Source organism: Acidobacteriota bacterium (assembly GCA_028874215.1).
Classification (GTDB): domain Bacteria; phylum Acidobacteriota; class UBA6911; order RPQK01; family JAJDTT01; genus JAJDTT01.
In genome coordinates, this window is sequence record JAPPLF010000063.1 from 1 (window position 1) to 16,144 (window position 16,144).

General features: G+C 61.9%; 12 protein-coding genes. 11 read left to right on the forward strand and 1 reads right to left on the reverse strand.

All coding sequences use genetic code 11. From position 1 onward, the window contains the following. Nucleotides 1–68: 68 nt before the first annotated feature. The 11 genes from OXT71_11935 to OXT71_11985 all read left to right on the forward strand — a co-directional run bounded on the left by OXT71_11935 (nt 69) and on the right by OXT71_11985 (nt 15,070). Complete coding sequence (locus tag OXT71_11935; GenBank protein MDE2927099.1) at nt 69–1,643, forward strand: hypothetical protein; 1,575 nt, start codon at nt 69–71, stop codon at nt 1,641–1,643. Nucleotides 1,644–1,741: 98 nt separating this feature from the next. Beyond that, a complete protein-coding gene (locus OXT71_11940; GenBank protein ID MDE2927100.1) occupies nt 1,742–3,004 on the forward strand; it encodes a lactate racemase domain-containing protein in 1,263 nt (420 codons plus the stop codon). Between the two features lie 431 nt (nt 3,005–3,435). Next, entirely contained in the window at nt 3,436–4,266 is an 831-nt protein-coding gene (locus OXT71_11945; GenBank protein MDE2927101.1) for an ankyrin repeat domain-containing protein, read from the forward strand. Nucleotides 4,267–4,684: 418 nt separating this feature from the next. After that, complete coding sequence (locus OXT71_11950; protein ID MDE2927102.1) at nt 4,685–4,819, forward strand: hypothetical protein; 135 nt, start codon at nt 4,685–4,687, stop codon at nt 4,817–4,819. Between the two features lie 96 nt (nt 4,820–4,915). After that, nucleotides 4,916–5,329 carry a hypothetical protein gene (locus OXT71_11955; protein MDE2927103.1) on the forward strand — a complete coding sequence of 138 codons (414 nt, stop codon included), beginning with the start codon at nt 4,916–4,918 and terminating at the stop codon, nt 5,327–5,329. 400 nt (nt 5,330–5,729) lie between these two features. Continuing rightward, nucleotides 5,730–6,407 carry a hypothetical protein gene (locus OXT71_11960; GenBank protein ID MDE2927104.1) on the forward strand — a complete coding sequence of 226 codons (678 nt, stop codon included), beginning with the start codon at nt 5,730–5,732 and terminating at the stop codon, nt 6,405–6,407. 442 nt (nt 6,408–6,849) lie between these two features. After that, the gene (locus OXT71_11965; protein MDE2927105.1) at nt 6,850–9,774 is read left to right on the forward strand and encodes a VCBS repeat-containing protein; all 2,925 of its coding nucleotides are present in this window, start codon (nt 6,850–6,852) and stop codon (nt 9,772–9,774) included. Between the two features lie 31 nt (nt 9,775–9,805). Further along, nucleotides 9,806–11,032 carry a hypothetical protein gene (locus tag OXT71_11970; GenBank protein MDE2927106.1) on the forward strand — a complete coding sequence of 409 codons (1,227 nt, stop codon included), beginning with the start codon at nt 9,806–9,808 and terminating at the stop codon, nt 11,030–11,032. Continuing rightward, a complete protein-coding gene (locus OXT71_11975) occupies nt 11,017–12,300 on the forward strand; it encodes an MFS transporter (GenBank protein MDE2927107.1) in 1,284 nt (427 codons plus the stop codon). Before OXT71_11970 ends, OXT71_11975 begins: the two co-directional genes overlap by 16 nt. Nucleotides 12,301–12,424: 124 nt before the next feature. After that, entirely contained in the window at nt 12,425–13,384 is a 960-nt protein-coding gene (locus tag OXT71_11980) for a hypothetical protein (protein ID MDE2927108.1), read from the forward strand. Nucleotides 13,385–13,411: 27 nt separating this feature from the next. Continuing rightward, nucleotides 13,412–15,070 carry a hypothetical protein gene (locus OXT71_11985; protein ID MDE2927109.1) on the forward strand — a complete coding sequence of 553 codons (1,659 nt, stop codon included), beginning with the start codon at nt 13,412–13,414 and terminating at the stop codon, nt 15,068–15,070. Between the two features lie 29 nt (nt 15,071–15,099). Here the strand turns inward: OXT71_11985 and OXT71_11990 are convergent, their stop codons facing one another. Beyond that, complete coding sequence (locus tag OXT71_11990; GenBank protein ID MDE2927110.1) at nt 15,100–16,125, reverse strand: hypothetical protein; 1,026 nt, start codon at nt 16,123–16,125, stop codon at nt 15,100–15,102. Nucleotides 16,126–16,144 lie beyond the last annotated feature (19 nt).

Genomic DNA, 16,144 nt, shown 5'->3' on the forward strand with positions numbered 1-16,144 from the left:
GATCATCGACAAAGTGGAGCGCCTTGCTACACGTATTTGCGGGACATCACACTAGCGAGAGCCGTATCATGACCAACCCCATCGCCGTTCTCAATGTCCTGCTGCTTTTGGCCGCACCTCTCCTCCAGCCCCTGGCGGCTCAAGCGCTGGTGGTGGGAGACCGGAAGCAGTTGTTCATCGACCATCGCTTCATCGAATCCAGCGACGGAATCACCCTCCGCATGAACCCGCCGCACCAGACGGGTGAACCTCTGATCGTGGTGGACCAGCCGTGGGAAGAGGGTGCGAAGATCCACGTCTATTGCAGCGTGCTGAAGGAGGAAGGTCCCGAAGGGGTCCGAATCCGCCTCTGGTACGACCTGTATACCGGGGCCGGCCGGCCCGGGCAGGGTTTTCGGGCCCTGTGCTACGCCGAGTCGGAGGACGGCATCCGATTCCGAAAACCGATCTTGGGGTTGGTGGAGAAGGACGGATCGCGGGAGAACAACCTGGTGATGCCCACCGACCTCTCGGTGATGACCGTGGGCGGCGGTTCCGTGGCCAGGGACGAAAATCCCGCCGCGCCGGCCGAAAAGCGGTACCGGTCCTGGTCCAAGCTCTACACCGTCCCGGGAACGCGCAAGGGGGGAAACGCCTTCTGGTACTCGGAGGACGGGCTCCGGTGGCACCTGGAGGAGACGCTCCCCACCGGGCTACGGGCCGCCGACACGCAACCCAGCTGGTTCTGGGACCCCACCATCGGACGCTATCGGGGCTACAGCCGGGAAGTCCATCCGCGCATGGTGGGGTACAACGAATCGGACGACATGACCCACTGGGAGAAATTCGAGATCGTCCTCCTGCCCGATGCCCGGGACCTGGCGCCCCTGGTCGATTTCCTGCCCCGGCGCCAGCAGTCGCGCGCCTCCGAGAGGGCCCACCAGGTCGAGACCGTCTTCGGACCCGGCTATACCGTTGTCGGTCCGTTGTCGTTGGATTTCTACGGAACGGGCGTCTTCCGCTACGCCGAGGCCCAGGACGCCTACTTCGCCATGATTCCCATCTACTATCACTACCGGCATCTCCATCCCACCACGGCCGATGTCCAGTTGGCGGCCAGCCGGGACGGCCGGAATTTTCTGCGCCTGGGAGAGCGCCAGTCGTTTCTGCGCCTGGGTCACGCCGGCAGCTTCGGGTCCAAGTGGGTCTGGGGAATGCCCCGCCCCATCCGCATGGGCAACGAGATCTGGATCTACTACGTGGGGACCAACTGGGACCACGCCGACCGCGTCGACCCCGTCCCCGGCGGGCGGCGGTCCGCCGTCTCCCGAGCCGTCCTCCGGCTCGATGGGTTCGTATCTGCCGACGCCGGCTACCGGGGCGGCTGGCTGGCGACGCCACTCATCCGGTTTGCCGGCAGCAGGCTGGAGTTGAACCTGGATACCAGCGCCGGTGGCGAAGCGCTGGTGGAGATCCAGGACCCTCAGGGCCGGCCCATTCCTGGTTTCGCATTGGAGGATGCCGACCCCATGAACGGGAACAACGTCGCCTTCCCGGTTTCGTGGAAGGGGCAAGGCGACGTGTCGACGCTGGCGGGCCGGGAAGTCCGATTGCACATCAGGCTCAGGAATTCCAAGCTCTACGCCTTTCAATTCGTCCGTTAGCGTGGTGGTATGAAAATGGGGTCGGGAGTGATATATCAGGGGGGACACGGCCGTCCCGCATTCGGGACCGGAGCCGTGGTTCGGAAGGGAGTTCCAGGATGTCGTTTCCCAGAATGTTGCGTTTGAATCAGAAGTTCGAAGGGCCGGAACTCACCGACGTGGAGCATGAGACCGGCTCGCAGTTGGCCGCGCTTGAGCTCGGCAACAAGATTCGGCCCGGGGAGAGCGTCGCCATCACGGCCGGCAGCCGCGGCATCGCCAATATCGCCTCCATCATCAAGGCGGCTTCCCGGCATCTCAAGGATATCGGGGCGGAACCCTTCGTGGTTCCGGCCATGGGCAGCCATGGCGGCGGCACCGCCGAGGGACAGCAGGAGATCCTTCACAGCTACGGCGTCACCGAGGAATACACCGGAGCGCCGATCCGCTCCTCTATGGAGACGGTCATCGTGGACACAACTCCCCAGGGGATTCCCGTCCATTTTGACCGCCATGCCTACGAGGCGGATCACGTCATCGTCTGCGGCCGGGTCAAGCCCCATACCGGTTTCGTCGGTCCCATCGAGTCGGGCCTTCACAAGATGATGCTCATCGGCCTGGGCAAGCATAAGGGCGCCAAGATCTACCATCGGGCCATCAAGGACTTCAGTTTCCTGGAGATCATCCTGGCCGTCGCCGACGTCATCCTGTCCAAGTGCCGCGTCGCCGCGGGGCTGGCCGTCGTGGAGAACGCCTACGATGAGACCGCGCTCATCGAGGCGGTGGCCCCCGACCGGTTCTTCGAACGGGAAAAGGAGCTTCTCAAGCTGGCCCAACTCTGGATGCCCCGCCTTCCCTTCCCCGAGGTGGATCTCCTGGTCGTCGATGAGATCGGCAAGAACATCTCGGGCTCCGGCATGGACACGAACGTCGTGGGGCGCAAGTTCAACGATCACGGAGCCACCGAAGACGATACGGTCGACTGCAAGCGCATCTTCGTGCGCGGACTGACCCGCGAGACCCATGGCAACGCCTGCGGAATCGGCATGGCCGAGGTGACCAACCAGAGGACCGTGGATCAGGCGAACCTGGTGGCCACCCGGATCAACGCCCTCACCGGAGGACATCCGTCCGCGGCCGCGGTCCCCATCGCCTTCGAGACGGATCAGGAAGCCATGCTCGCCATCCTGGAGACCGTGGGCCTGGTCGATCCGGCGGACTCGGGGATCATCCAGATCGCCAACACGCTCAAGCTGCGCGAGGTCTTGGTCAGCGAGAAGTACTCGCCCGAGGTCCGGGAACGCTCCGATCTGGAAGTCGTCTCCGGTCCCGACGCCATGGCGTTCGACGCCCAGGGCAACCTGGCGCCCGTGGCCGTGTAACCGTTCCGTAACTTCCCCACTCCCATTTCTAAATTAGCCGGTCGGAGCGACTCCGCTCCAACTTCTCTCGCGCATTTTTCTGCTTGCTCGTTATTTCGTATATGACGCTCGGAAAATCCCGAGCGATCGCCGAAGGGTTCCCCGGCAAGGCCATTCCGGGGAAGCCCGGCGGCCTCGTCCTCATGGCTGCATGGGGATGGTTTTTTGAACTTGTGGGAAGCGGATGAGGCTCAAAAAGGTGCCGCGAGTCTGCACTCGTCGTGCCAGGGTCTGCCGCTCCTGATCCGAGCCTGTCGAATGGGGCTACATTCGACAGGCTCTAAATCAACTCGTCCTGCGTAGGAGGAGGAGTCAATCTTGCGAGATTGTAGTCGTTCGGCTTCAGGCTTGTCTGCGCAGGGCGCCCTTCCTTACGAAAGGAGGTCCGATCCATGAGCGAAAAGCATTGGAAACTGGGAGTGATACTGGTCATTCCCCTGCTGTTGATTCTCTGGTGGGGTTGGGAGGATACCGAGCCGGTAAAGGTGAGTGAGCCTCCGCAACAACCCGTAACGGGGCAGTCCGAGAGTTCCGCGTTTTCCATCCCACCCAAGCGGAGACACATCCCCTTGCCGGTCGAGGAATGCGCGGTTTGCCCCGACCTTCCGGAACTGGAGAGTCTGAAACGCGACGGAGAGGACGAAGATATCGCTGAGCAGATGAAGAACGTGCTCTATTCCGTCGCCGGGGAGATCCGGGGATGTTACGGCCTGCTGTACAAGGCGGCGCTTGAAGGCAATCCCAATCCGGATACGAGCCAGCTCGGGGGCTGCAAAGGCCAGACGCCTCTTCACATGGCCAACAAGCCGGATCAGGTACGGGGACTGCTGGACGCGGGAGCGGACGTCAGTGCCGCGGATGAATACGGCAGGACGCCATTGCACCGACAGAGTATCGCGCCCCGACCCTCTGCCGAGAACCTGGAGATCGTCAAGATGCTCCTGGAAGCTGGAGCCGACCTCCAAGCAAAAACCGAAGATGGGCTACCACCTTGGAAGCATGTTCTTGTCCATTCCACGGTAGCAACCTCCCATCTCGGAACCTATAACGACATTGCCCGCGCAGCGAACGATTCGGGCGTCTCGGTGGATGACTATCTGACCGCTCATCCAAGGCTAAGGAGCGGCTTGACAGTTTCATGGAGCAATACCTCGTGGATGCCCAGATCCGCGCGACACTGCTGGAGGCGACTATGGGACCGGAATTCGTCTCCGACTTCCTGAGCAAGCAATCTTAATAACATAATGATGGAGAATCAATGAAACTCATTGCCACACTCATGATCACTTTGGTCATGCTACAAGGACCGGCTGCAACCCTATCCGCAAGCTCGAACTATTGGAGATGTAGAGCGAGTTGCTGGATCAGGTACCAGTACTGTGCAGCGGCGGTTGAAGCAGCCTATGAGAGGTGTAGACGATACGGGGAGGAAGCACAATGCCGGTATGCCTACAACTTCGGGATGAGGATTTGCGACCGGGAATACTATTACTGTAGGGCCGGGTGCCGCTAATTCGAATCGCATTTCACGGGGCCGGTGATCCGACCGGCCCCGACTACGAGGCCGACCGCTCCATGGTCCATGGCCGGATCAAGCTTCGTACCGGTTTTGTCGGACCCCTCTAGTTCGGCCCTTACAAGATGATGCTCATCGGCCTGGGAAAGCATCAGGGCGCCAAGATCTACCATCAAGCCATCAAGGACTTCAGCTTCCTGGAGTTCATCCTGACCGTCGCCGACGTTAACGTGGCCAACTGCCGCATTGCCGCGGGCTGACCATCGTGAATAACACCATAGCCCCGGATCGACGTTTTCACCGAAAGAAACCCGTCCGCTACAGTCTCCGTCGCCTTCGACACGTAGCGCGAAGCCATGCTCTCCGCCCTGGAGATCGTAGCCCTCGTCGATCCGGTTGACTCGCGGATAATCCAGATCGTCAACATGCTCAAGCTGGGCGAGGTCCTGGCCAGCGAGAAGTACTCGCCCGAAGTCCGGGAACGCTCCGATCTGGAAGTCGTCTCAAGTTCCGACGACATGGCATTCGATGCCCACGGCAATCTGGCGCCCGTAGCCGGGCAGCCGTTCCCCAACCTCTCCGTCCCTTTCCTGAATACGTCAGTTGGAGCGACTCCGCTCCAACTTCTCTCGCGCATTTTTCTGCTTGCTCGTTATTTCGTATATGACGCTCGGAAAATCCCGAGCGATCGCCGAAGGGTTCCCCGGCAAGGCCATTCCGGGGAAGCCCGGCGGCCTCGTCCTCATGGCTGCATGGGGATGGTTTTTTGAACTTGTGGGAAGCGGATGAGGCTCAAAAAGGTGCCGCGAGTCTGCACTCGTCGTGCCAGGGTCTGCCGCTCCTGATCCGAGCCTGTCGAATGGGGCTACATTCGACAGGCTCTAAATCAACTCGTCCTGCGTAGGAGGAGGAGTCAATCTTGCGAAATTATAATCGTTCGGCTTCAGGCTTGTCTGCGCAGGGCGCCCTTCCTAACGAAAGGAGATCCGATCCATGAGCGAAAAGCATTGGAAACTGGGAGTGATTCTGGTCATTCCCCTGCTGTTGATTCTCTGGTGGGGTTGGGAGGACACCGAGCCGGTAAAGGTAAGTGAGCCTCCGCAACAACCCGTAACGGGGCAGTCCAAGAGTTCCGCGCCTTCCATCCCACCCAAGCGGAGACACATCCCCTTGCCGGTCGAGGAATGCGCGGCCTGTCCCGACCTTCCGGAATTGGAGAGTCTGAAACGCGGCGGAGAGGACGAAGATATCGCTGAACAGATGAAGAACGTGTTCTATTCCATCGCAGACGAGATTGGGGGATGTTACGGCCTGCTGTACAAGGCGGCACTTGATGGCAATCCCAAGCCGGATACGAGCCAGTTTGGGGGCTGTGAAGGTGCGACGCCTCTTCACATGGCCAACACACCAGATCAGGTACGAGGACTGCTGGACGCGGGAGCGGACGTCAATGCAGCGGATGATTTTGGCGCCACGCCATTGCATCTGCAAAGCATTCCCGCCCGGCCCACTGCCGAGAACCTAGAGATCGTCGAAATGCTGTTGGAAGCTGGAGCCGACCTCCAAGCGGAAACCGAGAAAGGCCTGCCGCCATGGAAGTTCGTCCGGCTCCGATCCACGGTAGCAACCTCCCATCTCGACACCTATAACGACATTGCCCGAGCAGCAGATGAATTGGGCGTTTCCGTGGATGACTACCTGGCCGCCCATCCGCGAGAACAGGAGAGTCTGGACAGATTCATGGAGCATCATCTCGTGGACGCGCAAATCCGGAGGACATTGCTGGAGGCGTCGGTGGGACCGGAATTCATCTCCAGGATCCGCGGGCAACAATCTGAAGAAAGATAAGAAGGAGAATAAATGAAACTCATTGCCACACTCATGATCACCTTGTTCATTCTACAAGCATCGGTTGCAACCGTACCCGCAAATGCGGACACATGGGCCTGTAAAACGGTCTGTTGGGCTCGTTACGAGTGGTGTACATCAGCGGCTTATGAGGCCTATCGGAGGTGTCAACGATTCGGGGAAGAAATGCAATGCCAGATTGTCCTTGAATTCCAGAAGAGGATTTGCAATCGACAATATAGGTCCTGCATGAACTAGTGTAGATAGTTCGAATCCCACTACGGGGCCGGTTATCCGACCGGCCCCGTAAATCCTTCCAGTCCTCTGTGCCGCTCCCACCAACTGATCCTCCTACTAATTCGCAGTTCTCGTTCCCCCGCTCACCGTGATCTGATAAACAAGTGTGGAACTATCGCCGAACCTGACGATGGGGAGAGAGACCATGGGATTGCGGCCGATGCAGTACTGCCGAAAAGACTTCTCATCAGTTTCAGGATTTCTTCTGGCGCTGACCCTGACGGCAGCGGTCTCCTCGAACCTCCATCCCCAGTCCGCAACCCACCGGATCCGCCACAGCGGCTTCGAAAGCCTGAGCAAGGGGCGTTTGGGCGATGCCGGGGCCAACACCTACGTTTCCCGAAAAGGAAGGCTTCAGACCATCAACCGGCTCGATCTGAATCGGGATGGAGAGTTGGATCTGGTCTTCACCCAGGATCACAACAGCGTCTACAACCCCGACTCCATCATCTACTGGGGCGGTCCCGACGGCTTCCGGTCGCTGATGCCCGATTTGTGGGAACTCCGAGCCCCGTTCTCCATCTTGAAGTACCTGGACGACGCTGCCTCCCGCATCACCCGGCTGCCGACCCAAGGTGGCGGCCGCGGGTTGATCTCGGACCTGAATCTGGACGGGTTCCCGGACATCGTCATCGCCAATTTCATGCACAACTACCGGCCGGACCAGGACGTCTACATCTACTGGGGCGGACCGTCCGGATACGGTCTCGGCAACCACACGCAGCTTCCCGCCTATCGGGCCGGCGGAGTCGCGGCAGATGACCTGAACGGCGACGGCTTCCCCGACCTGGTCGTCGCCAACCGGGGGGATGAGCTGGGCGAATCCCTGGGTTTTCGGTTGCACTTGGAGTCGTACATCTACTGGGGAAGCGTCACCGGCTTCCATCCCGAACGCCGGAGTACGGTCCCCAGTGTCACGGCACAGGACGCGGCCATTGGGGACTTCAATGGCGACGGCTTCCTGGACCTGGCCTTTGCCAACCACAACAGCGAGGTTCAGAGCTGTTTCGTCTATTGGGGAGACGGCAAGGGAGGATTCGGACCCGGGCGGCGTCAGATTCTCGATGCCAAGGACCTCCATCTCGATGCTGGAGTGAAACCGGGAAAGCGGATGCACGACGGCATGGGCACACTGCTGGCCACGGATCTCAATGGGGACGGGATCCATGACCTGGTCGCCGCCGGCAGTTCCAACGGCGTCGTGTTTTTCGGATCTTCCAAGGGTCTCGACACCCGGAACTCGATCCGGCTCCCGGCAGATTCCTGCAAGGGGCTCGCCGCCGCCGACCTGAACCAGGACGGACACGTCGATCTGGTTTTTGCCAACCAGGGAGCGCGGCGGGGTTCGCGGCCGCCGTCGGAGATTTTCTGGGGCACGGAAAAAGGATTCAGTCCCGAACAACGCACACCCCTCCCCACCCTGGCGGCCACGACGGTGCAGGCTGCCGATCTGAACCTTGACGGATCCCTCGATCTCCTTTTCGGCAACAGTCGGGGGGAAACCACTGTCGACGCACCCTCCTACATCTACTGGAACAGCGACCGGGGGTTTTCGCAGTTCCGGCGCACCCAGCTCTTGGGCTTCGGTGTCGACGGTTCGGGGATTGCGGACCTGGACGGGAACGGTTGGCCGGACGTCCTTCTGATCAACCACCTGAGCAGTGACACCGATATCCTGCCCACGGCCATCTTCTGGGGCGAATCCCAACGCCAATACGGAGATTCCTCGCTGACGTTGTTGAGACCGGGCGGAACGATGGAATACAGCATCGCCGATCTGGACGACGACGACTATCCCGACCTGCTTATGGCTCATCGCGAAGGACCGGCCATCTGGTGGGGCGGGACGAAAGGGTACAGCGCCGACCGGCGCACCCGGCTGAATGTCCCACGGCCCATCACCAACAACATTGCGGATTTGAACCGGGACGGTTACCTGGACCTCCTCTTTGCCGGCTCCGGCGTTTCCGGCCGCAAGGATGCCGCAGTGGCCACCATCGTCTGGGGCGGCGCCGGACGGTTCGAATCGCCTCGCACGACCCAGTGGGATCTTCACGACAAGTTGCTGGAAGCCAACGCCATCGCCGATCTGGACCGGGACGGCCACCTGGACCTGGTCTTTCCCATGAGCTACGGTGACGAGTCGCAGATCTTCTGGGGAAGCCCCGACGGTTACCGGCAAGAGAACCATCTCCTTTTGGAGGCCTACGGCGCCCCCCATGCCGTGCCGGCCGACCTGGACCGGGACGGATGGCTGGACCTGCTCTTCACCAGCAGCGCCAGTCCCAGGTACCGCGACATGGACGGACCGGCTCTCATCTACTGGGGGAGTCCCGAGGGATTCACTGCCGCCCCTCCCACTCCACTGGAGGGATTCACGAGCCTGGACGCCTCCATTGCCGATTTCAACGAGGACGGCCATCTGGATATCGCGATGACCAACTACAAGTCGGTCACCACGCGGGAAATCCCCGCCTTCGTCTATTGGGGAGACGGGAGCCGAAACTACTCGATGGCCCGGCGGACCCTGGTGAAAGCCGCCTCTTCAGCGGCGGTGGATGCTCTGGATCTGGACCGGGACGGTTGGGTGGACCTGGTGGTCTCCAACCACCAGACCTTCTTCGACCATGCGGCGGGGACCAACATCTACTGGGGCTCGGCGGCGGGCTTCGACGATTCCCGTCGAACCCATCTGCCGACCGTGGGAGTCCATCTGGACGCCATGGTCGATGCCGGGAACGTCTACACCCGGGAACCGGCGTGGGACTTCATTTCCGCCCCGGTCGAGGCGCCTGGGGGAACCCGTTTCAAGCGCTTGGCCTGGTCGGGCGAGACGCCACTGGGCACGGAACTCCAGTTCCAGGTGCGCACTGCTGCCGGGCAGGACGGCCTGGAAACGGCCCCATGGAGAGGCCCCGAGGGTTCCGGCTCTTTCTATTCCACGTCCGGAGACCCCCTGCAGGAGATCCCGGATGGCCATTCCTGGCTCCAGTACCGGGTCGTGCTGGTCTCCCCCGACGGCGGCAATTCACCGATCCTCACCGAGGTGGTCCTGGAGTGCGAACCCTGATCCGGGGGATCGGCTCCGGATACCTGTTCCAATGAAGAGCGCAATGATCAAGCCCCTGCTGGGTCTGGCTTCCACACTGGTGATCTTGACCATCGTCGAGGTGGGATTGCGTCTCTCCGACTACGATCCCAACACCAGCCCCTGGTATCGCTTCGACCCCGATCTCGGATGGACGTTGGATCCGGTTCACCGCCGCGTCCCCGGGCTCAACTCCCGCGGTTTCCGTTCGCCTGAGGTGAGCCGGACCAAGCCGGAGGGGACCCGCCGGCTGTTGAACCTGGGCGATTCGTTCTCCGCGGGGATGAACGTCCCCTACGGGGAGACCTACCCGGGACTGCTCGCCCACCGGCTCAACCAAAACGGCGAGTCCTGGGAAGTCGTCAACCTGGCCGTCGGAGACTGGGGAACCAACCAGCAGTTGATCGCATTGGAGACTCTGGGGTTGGACCTGAAACCGGACGTGGTGGTGCTCCAGGTGTTCCCCTTCAACGACCTCTGCAACAACAGCGTTGAACTCGCCCATACCTGCAGCATGCAGGACCTGTTCCGCCCCTATCTGAACCCGACCGTTCCGGACCTGGAACCTGTGTTCCTGGATCCGGTCAGAGCCGGGTTGCGCCGCCGTTTCCGGATCTTCGGCTTGGTCGAGGAACCTGCGGTGCGGGCCTCGTTCTGGTACCAGGGGATCAGAGCGGGCGACGGCAGATCGACTCAGCGGTATTTCCTGAAGCACGCACGGCGAGCCGGACTCTCCGTCACCGGAGCGCTTGCTTCCCTTCTCCCCGAAGAGCACCAACCGCCACCATTGCGTCGAGCGTGGAATGACACGGGATCGGCCCTGAAAGGGGTCAAAGGTCTGCTCGACAAACACCGGATTCCGCTGATCGCCCTGGTCATTCCCTACAAATGGACGCTGTCGGAACTTTGGGTTCAATACAAGCAGGGGAAACCGGAAGGAATGGATCCCCGGTATGGAACGAACCGGGTCGAAGGCATCCTGAGCGATCTGGGGGCCACCGTGATCTCGATCCGAAGGAGCTTCGAAGCCAGCTCGACGCCGATCAAGGAATTCTTTCTCACCGACAGCCATTTCAATCAGAACGGGCACGCCCACGCCGCCGAGCAGATTCTCGACAAGATGCGGGAAGCGGGTTGGACGCAGAGCCGGTCTCAGAACCAGGAAATCGACTCCATTCGAGCGGATCTGGAACGAAGCCGTCGAGAGTTGTTCGGGTGCGAGCCATGCCCGAGCGAGTGAAGACCGGGGCTGGCCCCGAGGAAGCGCCGACGGGTTATTGGGAACTGGTTCGGGGCAACGCCAATTTCCGGTATCTCTGGTTCGGGCAGATCGCGAGCCTGCTGGGCGACTGGTTCAACCTCATCGCCTCCGCCGCCCTCCTGGCCCAGCTCACCGGTTCCGGATTCGCTATCGGGGGCCTGTTTGCGGTTCGGATGCTCGCTCCGTTTCTCATCAGCCCGCTGGCGGGCGTCATCGCCGACCGCTGCAATCGCAAGTACATTCTCATCCTCAGCGACCTGTTTCGCGCCGTCACCGTGTTGGGCTTTCTGCTGGTCCGTGACCCGCAGGACGTCTGGCTGCTGTATGCACTCACGGCCGTCCAGTTGGCCCTGGGAGGTTTCTTCTTCCCGGCCCGCAACGCCATTCTCCCCGACATCGTCTCGCCGCGGGAACTGGGAACGGCCAACGCCATCAACGCCACCACCTGGTCGGTGATGCTGGCGTTCGGGGCGGCGCTGGGAGGATTCGCCGCCGGCACCTGGGGGATCTATCCGGCCTTCATCATCGATGCCCTCAGCTTCGTGGTATCGGCCGTCATCCTCTTGGGGGTTCGGTACCGGAAGACACCCGAGACCTCCGCCGCGTCCGGCCGGGGCCTGTTCGAGACGGCAGTGGTTCAATATCTCGAGGGTCTCGGCTACCTCCGGAACAACCGGGACATCCTGGTGACGGCCCTCCACAAGGGAGTGACCGCTCTGGTCTTCTCCCAGGGATACCAGGTCGTCAAGGTGGTCGTCGGCCGCAATCTTTTTCCCGTGGGGGAAGCCGGAGGAATCAGCCTCGGCCTGCTGTTCTCCGCTGCCGGATTGGGGACGGGCATCGGTCCCATTGCCGCCCGCCTGTGGACCGGGGACCGGCCCGACCGGCTCCGCCTGGCCCTGGTTGTTGGATATTTCCTGTGCGCTCTGGGTTTGGGGATCTCGTCTCTTCTCATCAACCTGGAAACCGTGCTTCTGGGAAGCTTGTGGGCGGGGATCGGCGGCGGAATCATCTGGGTCTTTTCCACTCAGCTCCTGCTCCAATCGGTGCCGGGACAAGTGCGGGGACGAGTCTTCGCCACCGAGTACGCCATCTTCACCCTGCTGTCCACGTTCGGCGTGACGGCGATAGGATTTGCTCTGGACTCTTCTCTGAAGGTGTCGGAAATCCTGGCGGGGATGTGCGTCCTGACGCTGGTTCCCGGCGGCTTGTGGCGTCTCTGGCTCTGGCGCCGCGCCAGACGGTAGTCCCGATTGGGCACGGCTCACGGCAGCCTTGAAGAACGGCTCCCGCTTCAGTAGCCTCCCGGAGACCGTTCGTGGCGATCGCTGCCACGCGCCATCGCATACGGCTTGTCCAGAGGCACGCACGGTGCAGATATCCGAAATCATTCGTTCAGTGCATTTTGCGGAGCGTGATCCGGGGCGCAACTGGGTCAAGGATGCGCGCATTGCGGTGGATCAGGACACGCCCTTGGATTCCACCAAGATCCTCACCCCCAATGTGATTCGTCTTCCGGATGGGACCTACCGCATGTACTACACGGGACTTGGCCTCGGCCGTCCCACAGTCGAGTCGGAAGGGTACGTTCTGAGCGCCAGGTCCGAGGACGCCGTGGTGTGGGTCAAGGATCCGGGGATTCGATTGGATGTCCACTCGCCTCATGCGGACCGTAGGGTGCTCTGTCCGGACGTCATCCCGCTGCCCGACGGACGGTATCGCATGTACTATGAAGCCAGGACGGCGTCGGCTCCCACCAGTGTGCTGAGCGCCGTCTCGGAAAACGGGCTCGACTGGGAGCCGGAGCCCGGGATTCGAGTCGCCGACGGCCGGTGGTCCTACGGATCGCCCCGGTGCCTCTACTTCCGGGGCGCGAACGGCGGACTCCGGTACCGGATCTACTGCCACCACTATTCTCATCCTCTGAAGCCGGGCCTGGCGTCGCAAAACCATATCGTGAGCGCCGCCTCGAAAGATGGGCTCCACTTCGAACTGGAACCGGGAGTGCGCATTCCCCAGGAGACCCGTTACGAGGACTATGCCGTGTATGCGCCGGAAGTGATCCGTCTGGCCGACGGCACCTATCGAATGTACTTCGCTGCCTGGACCCACGATCCCATGCACGGACGGATATTTGCGGCGGTCTCACGCGACGGGCTGCGCTGGAAGAAGAATCCCGAGCCCTGTCTCGACATCGGCGGTCCCTGGGACCAGACCCACGCCTCCGAGCCGTGCGTCATCGACTTGGACGACGGGCGCTTCCGGCTCTTCTACGAGGCCTGTGACGCGAATGGCCGATGGCGCATCCTGAGCGCCACGTCGTTGAATTGATCCGCGAGTCCGGCGGAAAGGACCCCTATGACAAGATTCGAGCGTCTCCTGACATCCGGTTCGCGACACCCGCTCGCCTGTCTGACGTTGCTCCTGCTCATGATGCCGCCGGCTTGGGGAGAGTCCGCATCCCCGCTCGACATCGGCGACCGCCGCCAGGTCTTCATCGACCGTCGGTTTCTGGCAACCTCCCAGGGAGTCCGGTTGCACGTTCATCCTCCTCGCAAGACGGGCGAGTTGACCATCCCCCAGGAACACCCGTGGGAGAGCCGGAGAGTGGGCCTGTACGGGACGGTGCTGAAAGTGGGCGGGACCTACCACATGTGGTACGAGTCCCTGGCCAATTTCGACCGCGACGAGGCGGGGAGCCACACCCTGAAGGTGGAGAGGGACCGGAGCGGTTGGCGCCGCTACATGTGCTACGCGCGCTCACGCGACGGGATCACCTGGGAGAAGCCGAACCTGGGGCTGGTGGAGTTCGAAGGCAGCCGGAAGAACAACATCGTGGCGGGCCATGGTGCCGCCGGAATCGAGAAGCAGGCTTATGGGATGGTCTTCCTGGACCCCAACGCTCCGCCCGAAGAACGGTTCCGCCTGGTCGTGCGGCTACGGGGCGACGGACGCAACCAGCTCAACGTCTACTCGGCCCCCGATGGGATCCACTTTCGGCCGACCTACGAGCGGGTCCTGAGCTACCGGGACCACCGCAGGCACCATTTGGACACCTATAACATCATCTTCTGGGACGACCGAATCCGAAAGTACGTCGCCTATGTGAGACGGAACGCCCCGGGGCCCGGCCAACACCGGACCAACGCCCGCAGCGAATCCCGCCGCCTCGACCGGTTTCCCGATATCGAGGATTCGGCCCTCTCGCTGTCCCCCGACCGGCTGGATCTGCACCACTTCGATCCCATCTCCAGGACCCGGGTCCCGGTGGCCGATTTCTACACCAGCATCGTCGTGAAATACCCTTGGGCGCAGGACGCCTACTACGCTTTCCCTTCGCTCTACTATCACTACGACGGCCGTTTCCTGCACGAGTTCAGGGAGGAAACCCCGCACAACACCGGGACCAACGACATCCGATTTGCCGCCAGCCGGGACGGGATCGCCTGGCACCGTTACGACCGGCGCCCTTTTGTGGAACTGGGAATGGATGGAGAGTTCGACACGCGGGACAGCTACATGGTCCACGGCGTCGTGCCGGCGCTCAACGGCCGGGAGATGTACCTGTACTACTCGGGCAAGGACATGCTGCACGCCTGGGGTTGGGACGACCGGAGGAATCGTCTGATCCGAAAGGCGGACCTGGCTCCCCATCGCGAGGAGGCCGCCATCAGCCGGCTGGTGCTGCGCCGGGACGGGTTCATCTCTGTCCGTGCCGATTACTCGGGAGGCGAATTCACGACGCCGTTACTGAGTTTCCGCGGCAGCGAGCTGGTCCTGAACGTGAACACCTCTGCCGGCGGAATCGCGCGCGTGGCGGTTCTCGATTCGGATTTCAGGCCCCTGGACGGATATTCCTTGCAGGAGTGTGACCGGATCCATACCACCAACCGGATCGAGCGGCGGGTTTCCTGGAACGGAACATCGGACCTCGGTTCGCTCGCCGGAAGTCCGGTCCGGCTCCATTTCGAGCTGCGCGACCTGGACCTCTACGGTTTTCAGTTTCGGAATCCGTGACCACGCAAAAGGCACCGGCAATGCCGTCGTCACGGCTCGGGACTGACGGAGAGGTAGGCGATGATATTGGCCAGATGCATGACGAACTCGGCCGTGATCACGATCTTGTCGCCCAGCGTCGGCTTCGGAGTCCAAAACCTGGTGTTCTCCCAGTGACCGTCCTCGAACTGGTGCTCCACGAACCAGTCTCCCATGCGCCGGGTCCAGGCCCGGTACGCTTCCTCCCGGGTCGCGACGTACAACAGGCCTGAACCCCAGCCCGACTTGCACACCTGCTTGGACCGGAACTGGATGTCGTCCGTGCTCATGGAGAATCGTTCGTAATGCCGGGCCAGCCGCAGCCAGCGGTCCTCCCCCGTGGCTTCGTGGATGTGGAGCAGCCCTGCGGCAGCGATTCCTCCGTTGAAGTGATGTTGCCAGGGCTCGTCCTTGAGGGTGACGTAGAACGCCGCCTCCTGGGGATCGTAGTCGCGAACCAGTCCCTGGGAACGCCTGTAGACGGCGTAGAGACAGTGCTCGGGATCGGGCTGCAGTTCCCAGAGGCGCTGTAGCCAACGACCGGCCCGGACCGCTTCGGGAACGCGGCCCACGAGGGAGAGAGTCATGGCGGCCTGGGCCGTGGGGAACAGCTCCTGGTCCCCTTCGACGCCCTCCTGCGAGTTGGCGTAGAAGCCCCCGGTCTCCGGGTCCTGCCAGATGAGGAGACTCCGGGTGCAACGCCGGACCAGGTCCAATCGGCCCAACAGGCTGGCGCCGTAGATCAGGCACGCCAGAGGGTACGAGCCGTAGCGGAGCTGCGGTCCCGCCGTGGTGGCGCTCTCGTCCAAGGCGCCTTCGGAGGTGATCCGGTTGCGATCGGCCCAATCCAGCAACCGGTGGCCCGCTTCCGTTTCACCCATGAGGGCGAAGGCCCAGGGAACGCGATAGTAGTAGTTTCGCTCCGTGACGTTTCCCAGGGACCCATCCGGATTGATGCGTTCCAACATCCAATCGGTGCCCCTCCGGCAGGAACGCCGGTAGCTCTCCAGCTTCCTTTCCACATCGACGACTTGCATTGGTGCTTCTCCTCATTGG

Coding starts and splice junctions, on each gene's coding strand:
- OXT71_11935 (MDE2927099.1), top strand. CDS start 69: ATGACCAACCCCATCGCCGTTCTCAATGTCCTGCTGCTTTTGGCCGCA.
- OXT71_11940 (MDE2927100.1), top strand. CDS start 1,742: ATGTCGTTTCCCAGAATGTTGCGTTTGAATCAGAAGTTCGAAGGGCCG.
- OXT71_11945 (MDE2927101.1), top strand. CDS start 3,436: ATGAGCGAAAAGCATTGGAAACTGGGAGTGATACTGGTCATTCCCCTG.
- OXT71_11950 (MDE2927102.1), top strand. CDS start 4,685: ATGATGCTCATCGGCCTGGGAAAGCATCAGGGCGCCAAGATCTACCAT.
- OXT71_11955 (MDE2927103.1), top strand. CDS start 4,916: ATGCTCTCCGCCCTGGAGATCGTAGCCCTCGTCGATCCGGTTGACTCG.
- OXT71_11965 (MDE2927105.1), top strand. CDS start 6,850: ATGGGATTGCGGCCGATGCAGTACTGCCGAAAAGACTTCTCATCAGTT.
- OXT71_11970 (MDE2927106.1), top strand. CDS start 9,806: ATGAAGAGCGCAATGATCAAGCCCCTGCTGGGTCTGGCTTCCACACTG.
- OXT71_11975 (MDE2927107.1), top strand. CDS start 11,017: ATGCCCGAGCGAGTGAAGACCGGGGCTGGCCCCGAGGAAGCGCCGACG.
- OXT71_11985 (MDE2927109.1), top strand. CDS start 13,412: ATGACAAGATTCGAGCGTCTCCTGACATCCGGTTCGCGACACCCGCTC.
- OXT71_11990 (MDE2927110.1), bottom strand. CDS start 16,125: ATGCAAGTCGTCGATGTGGAAAGGAAGCTGGAGAGCTACCGGCGTTCC.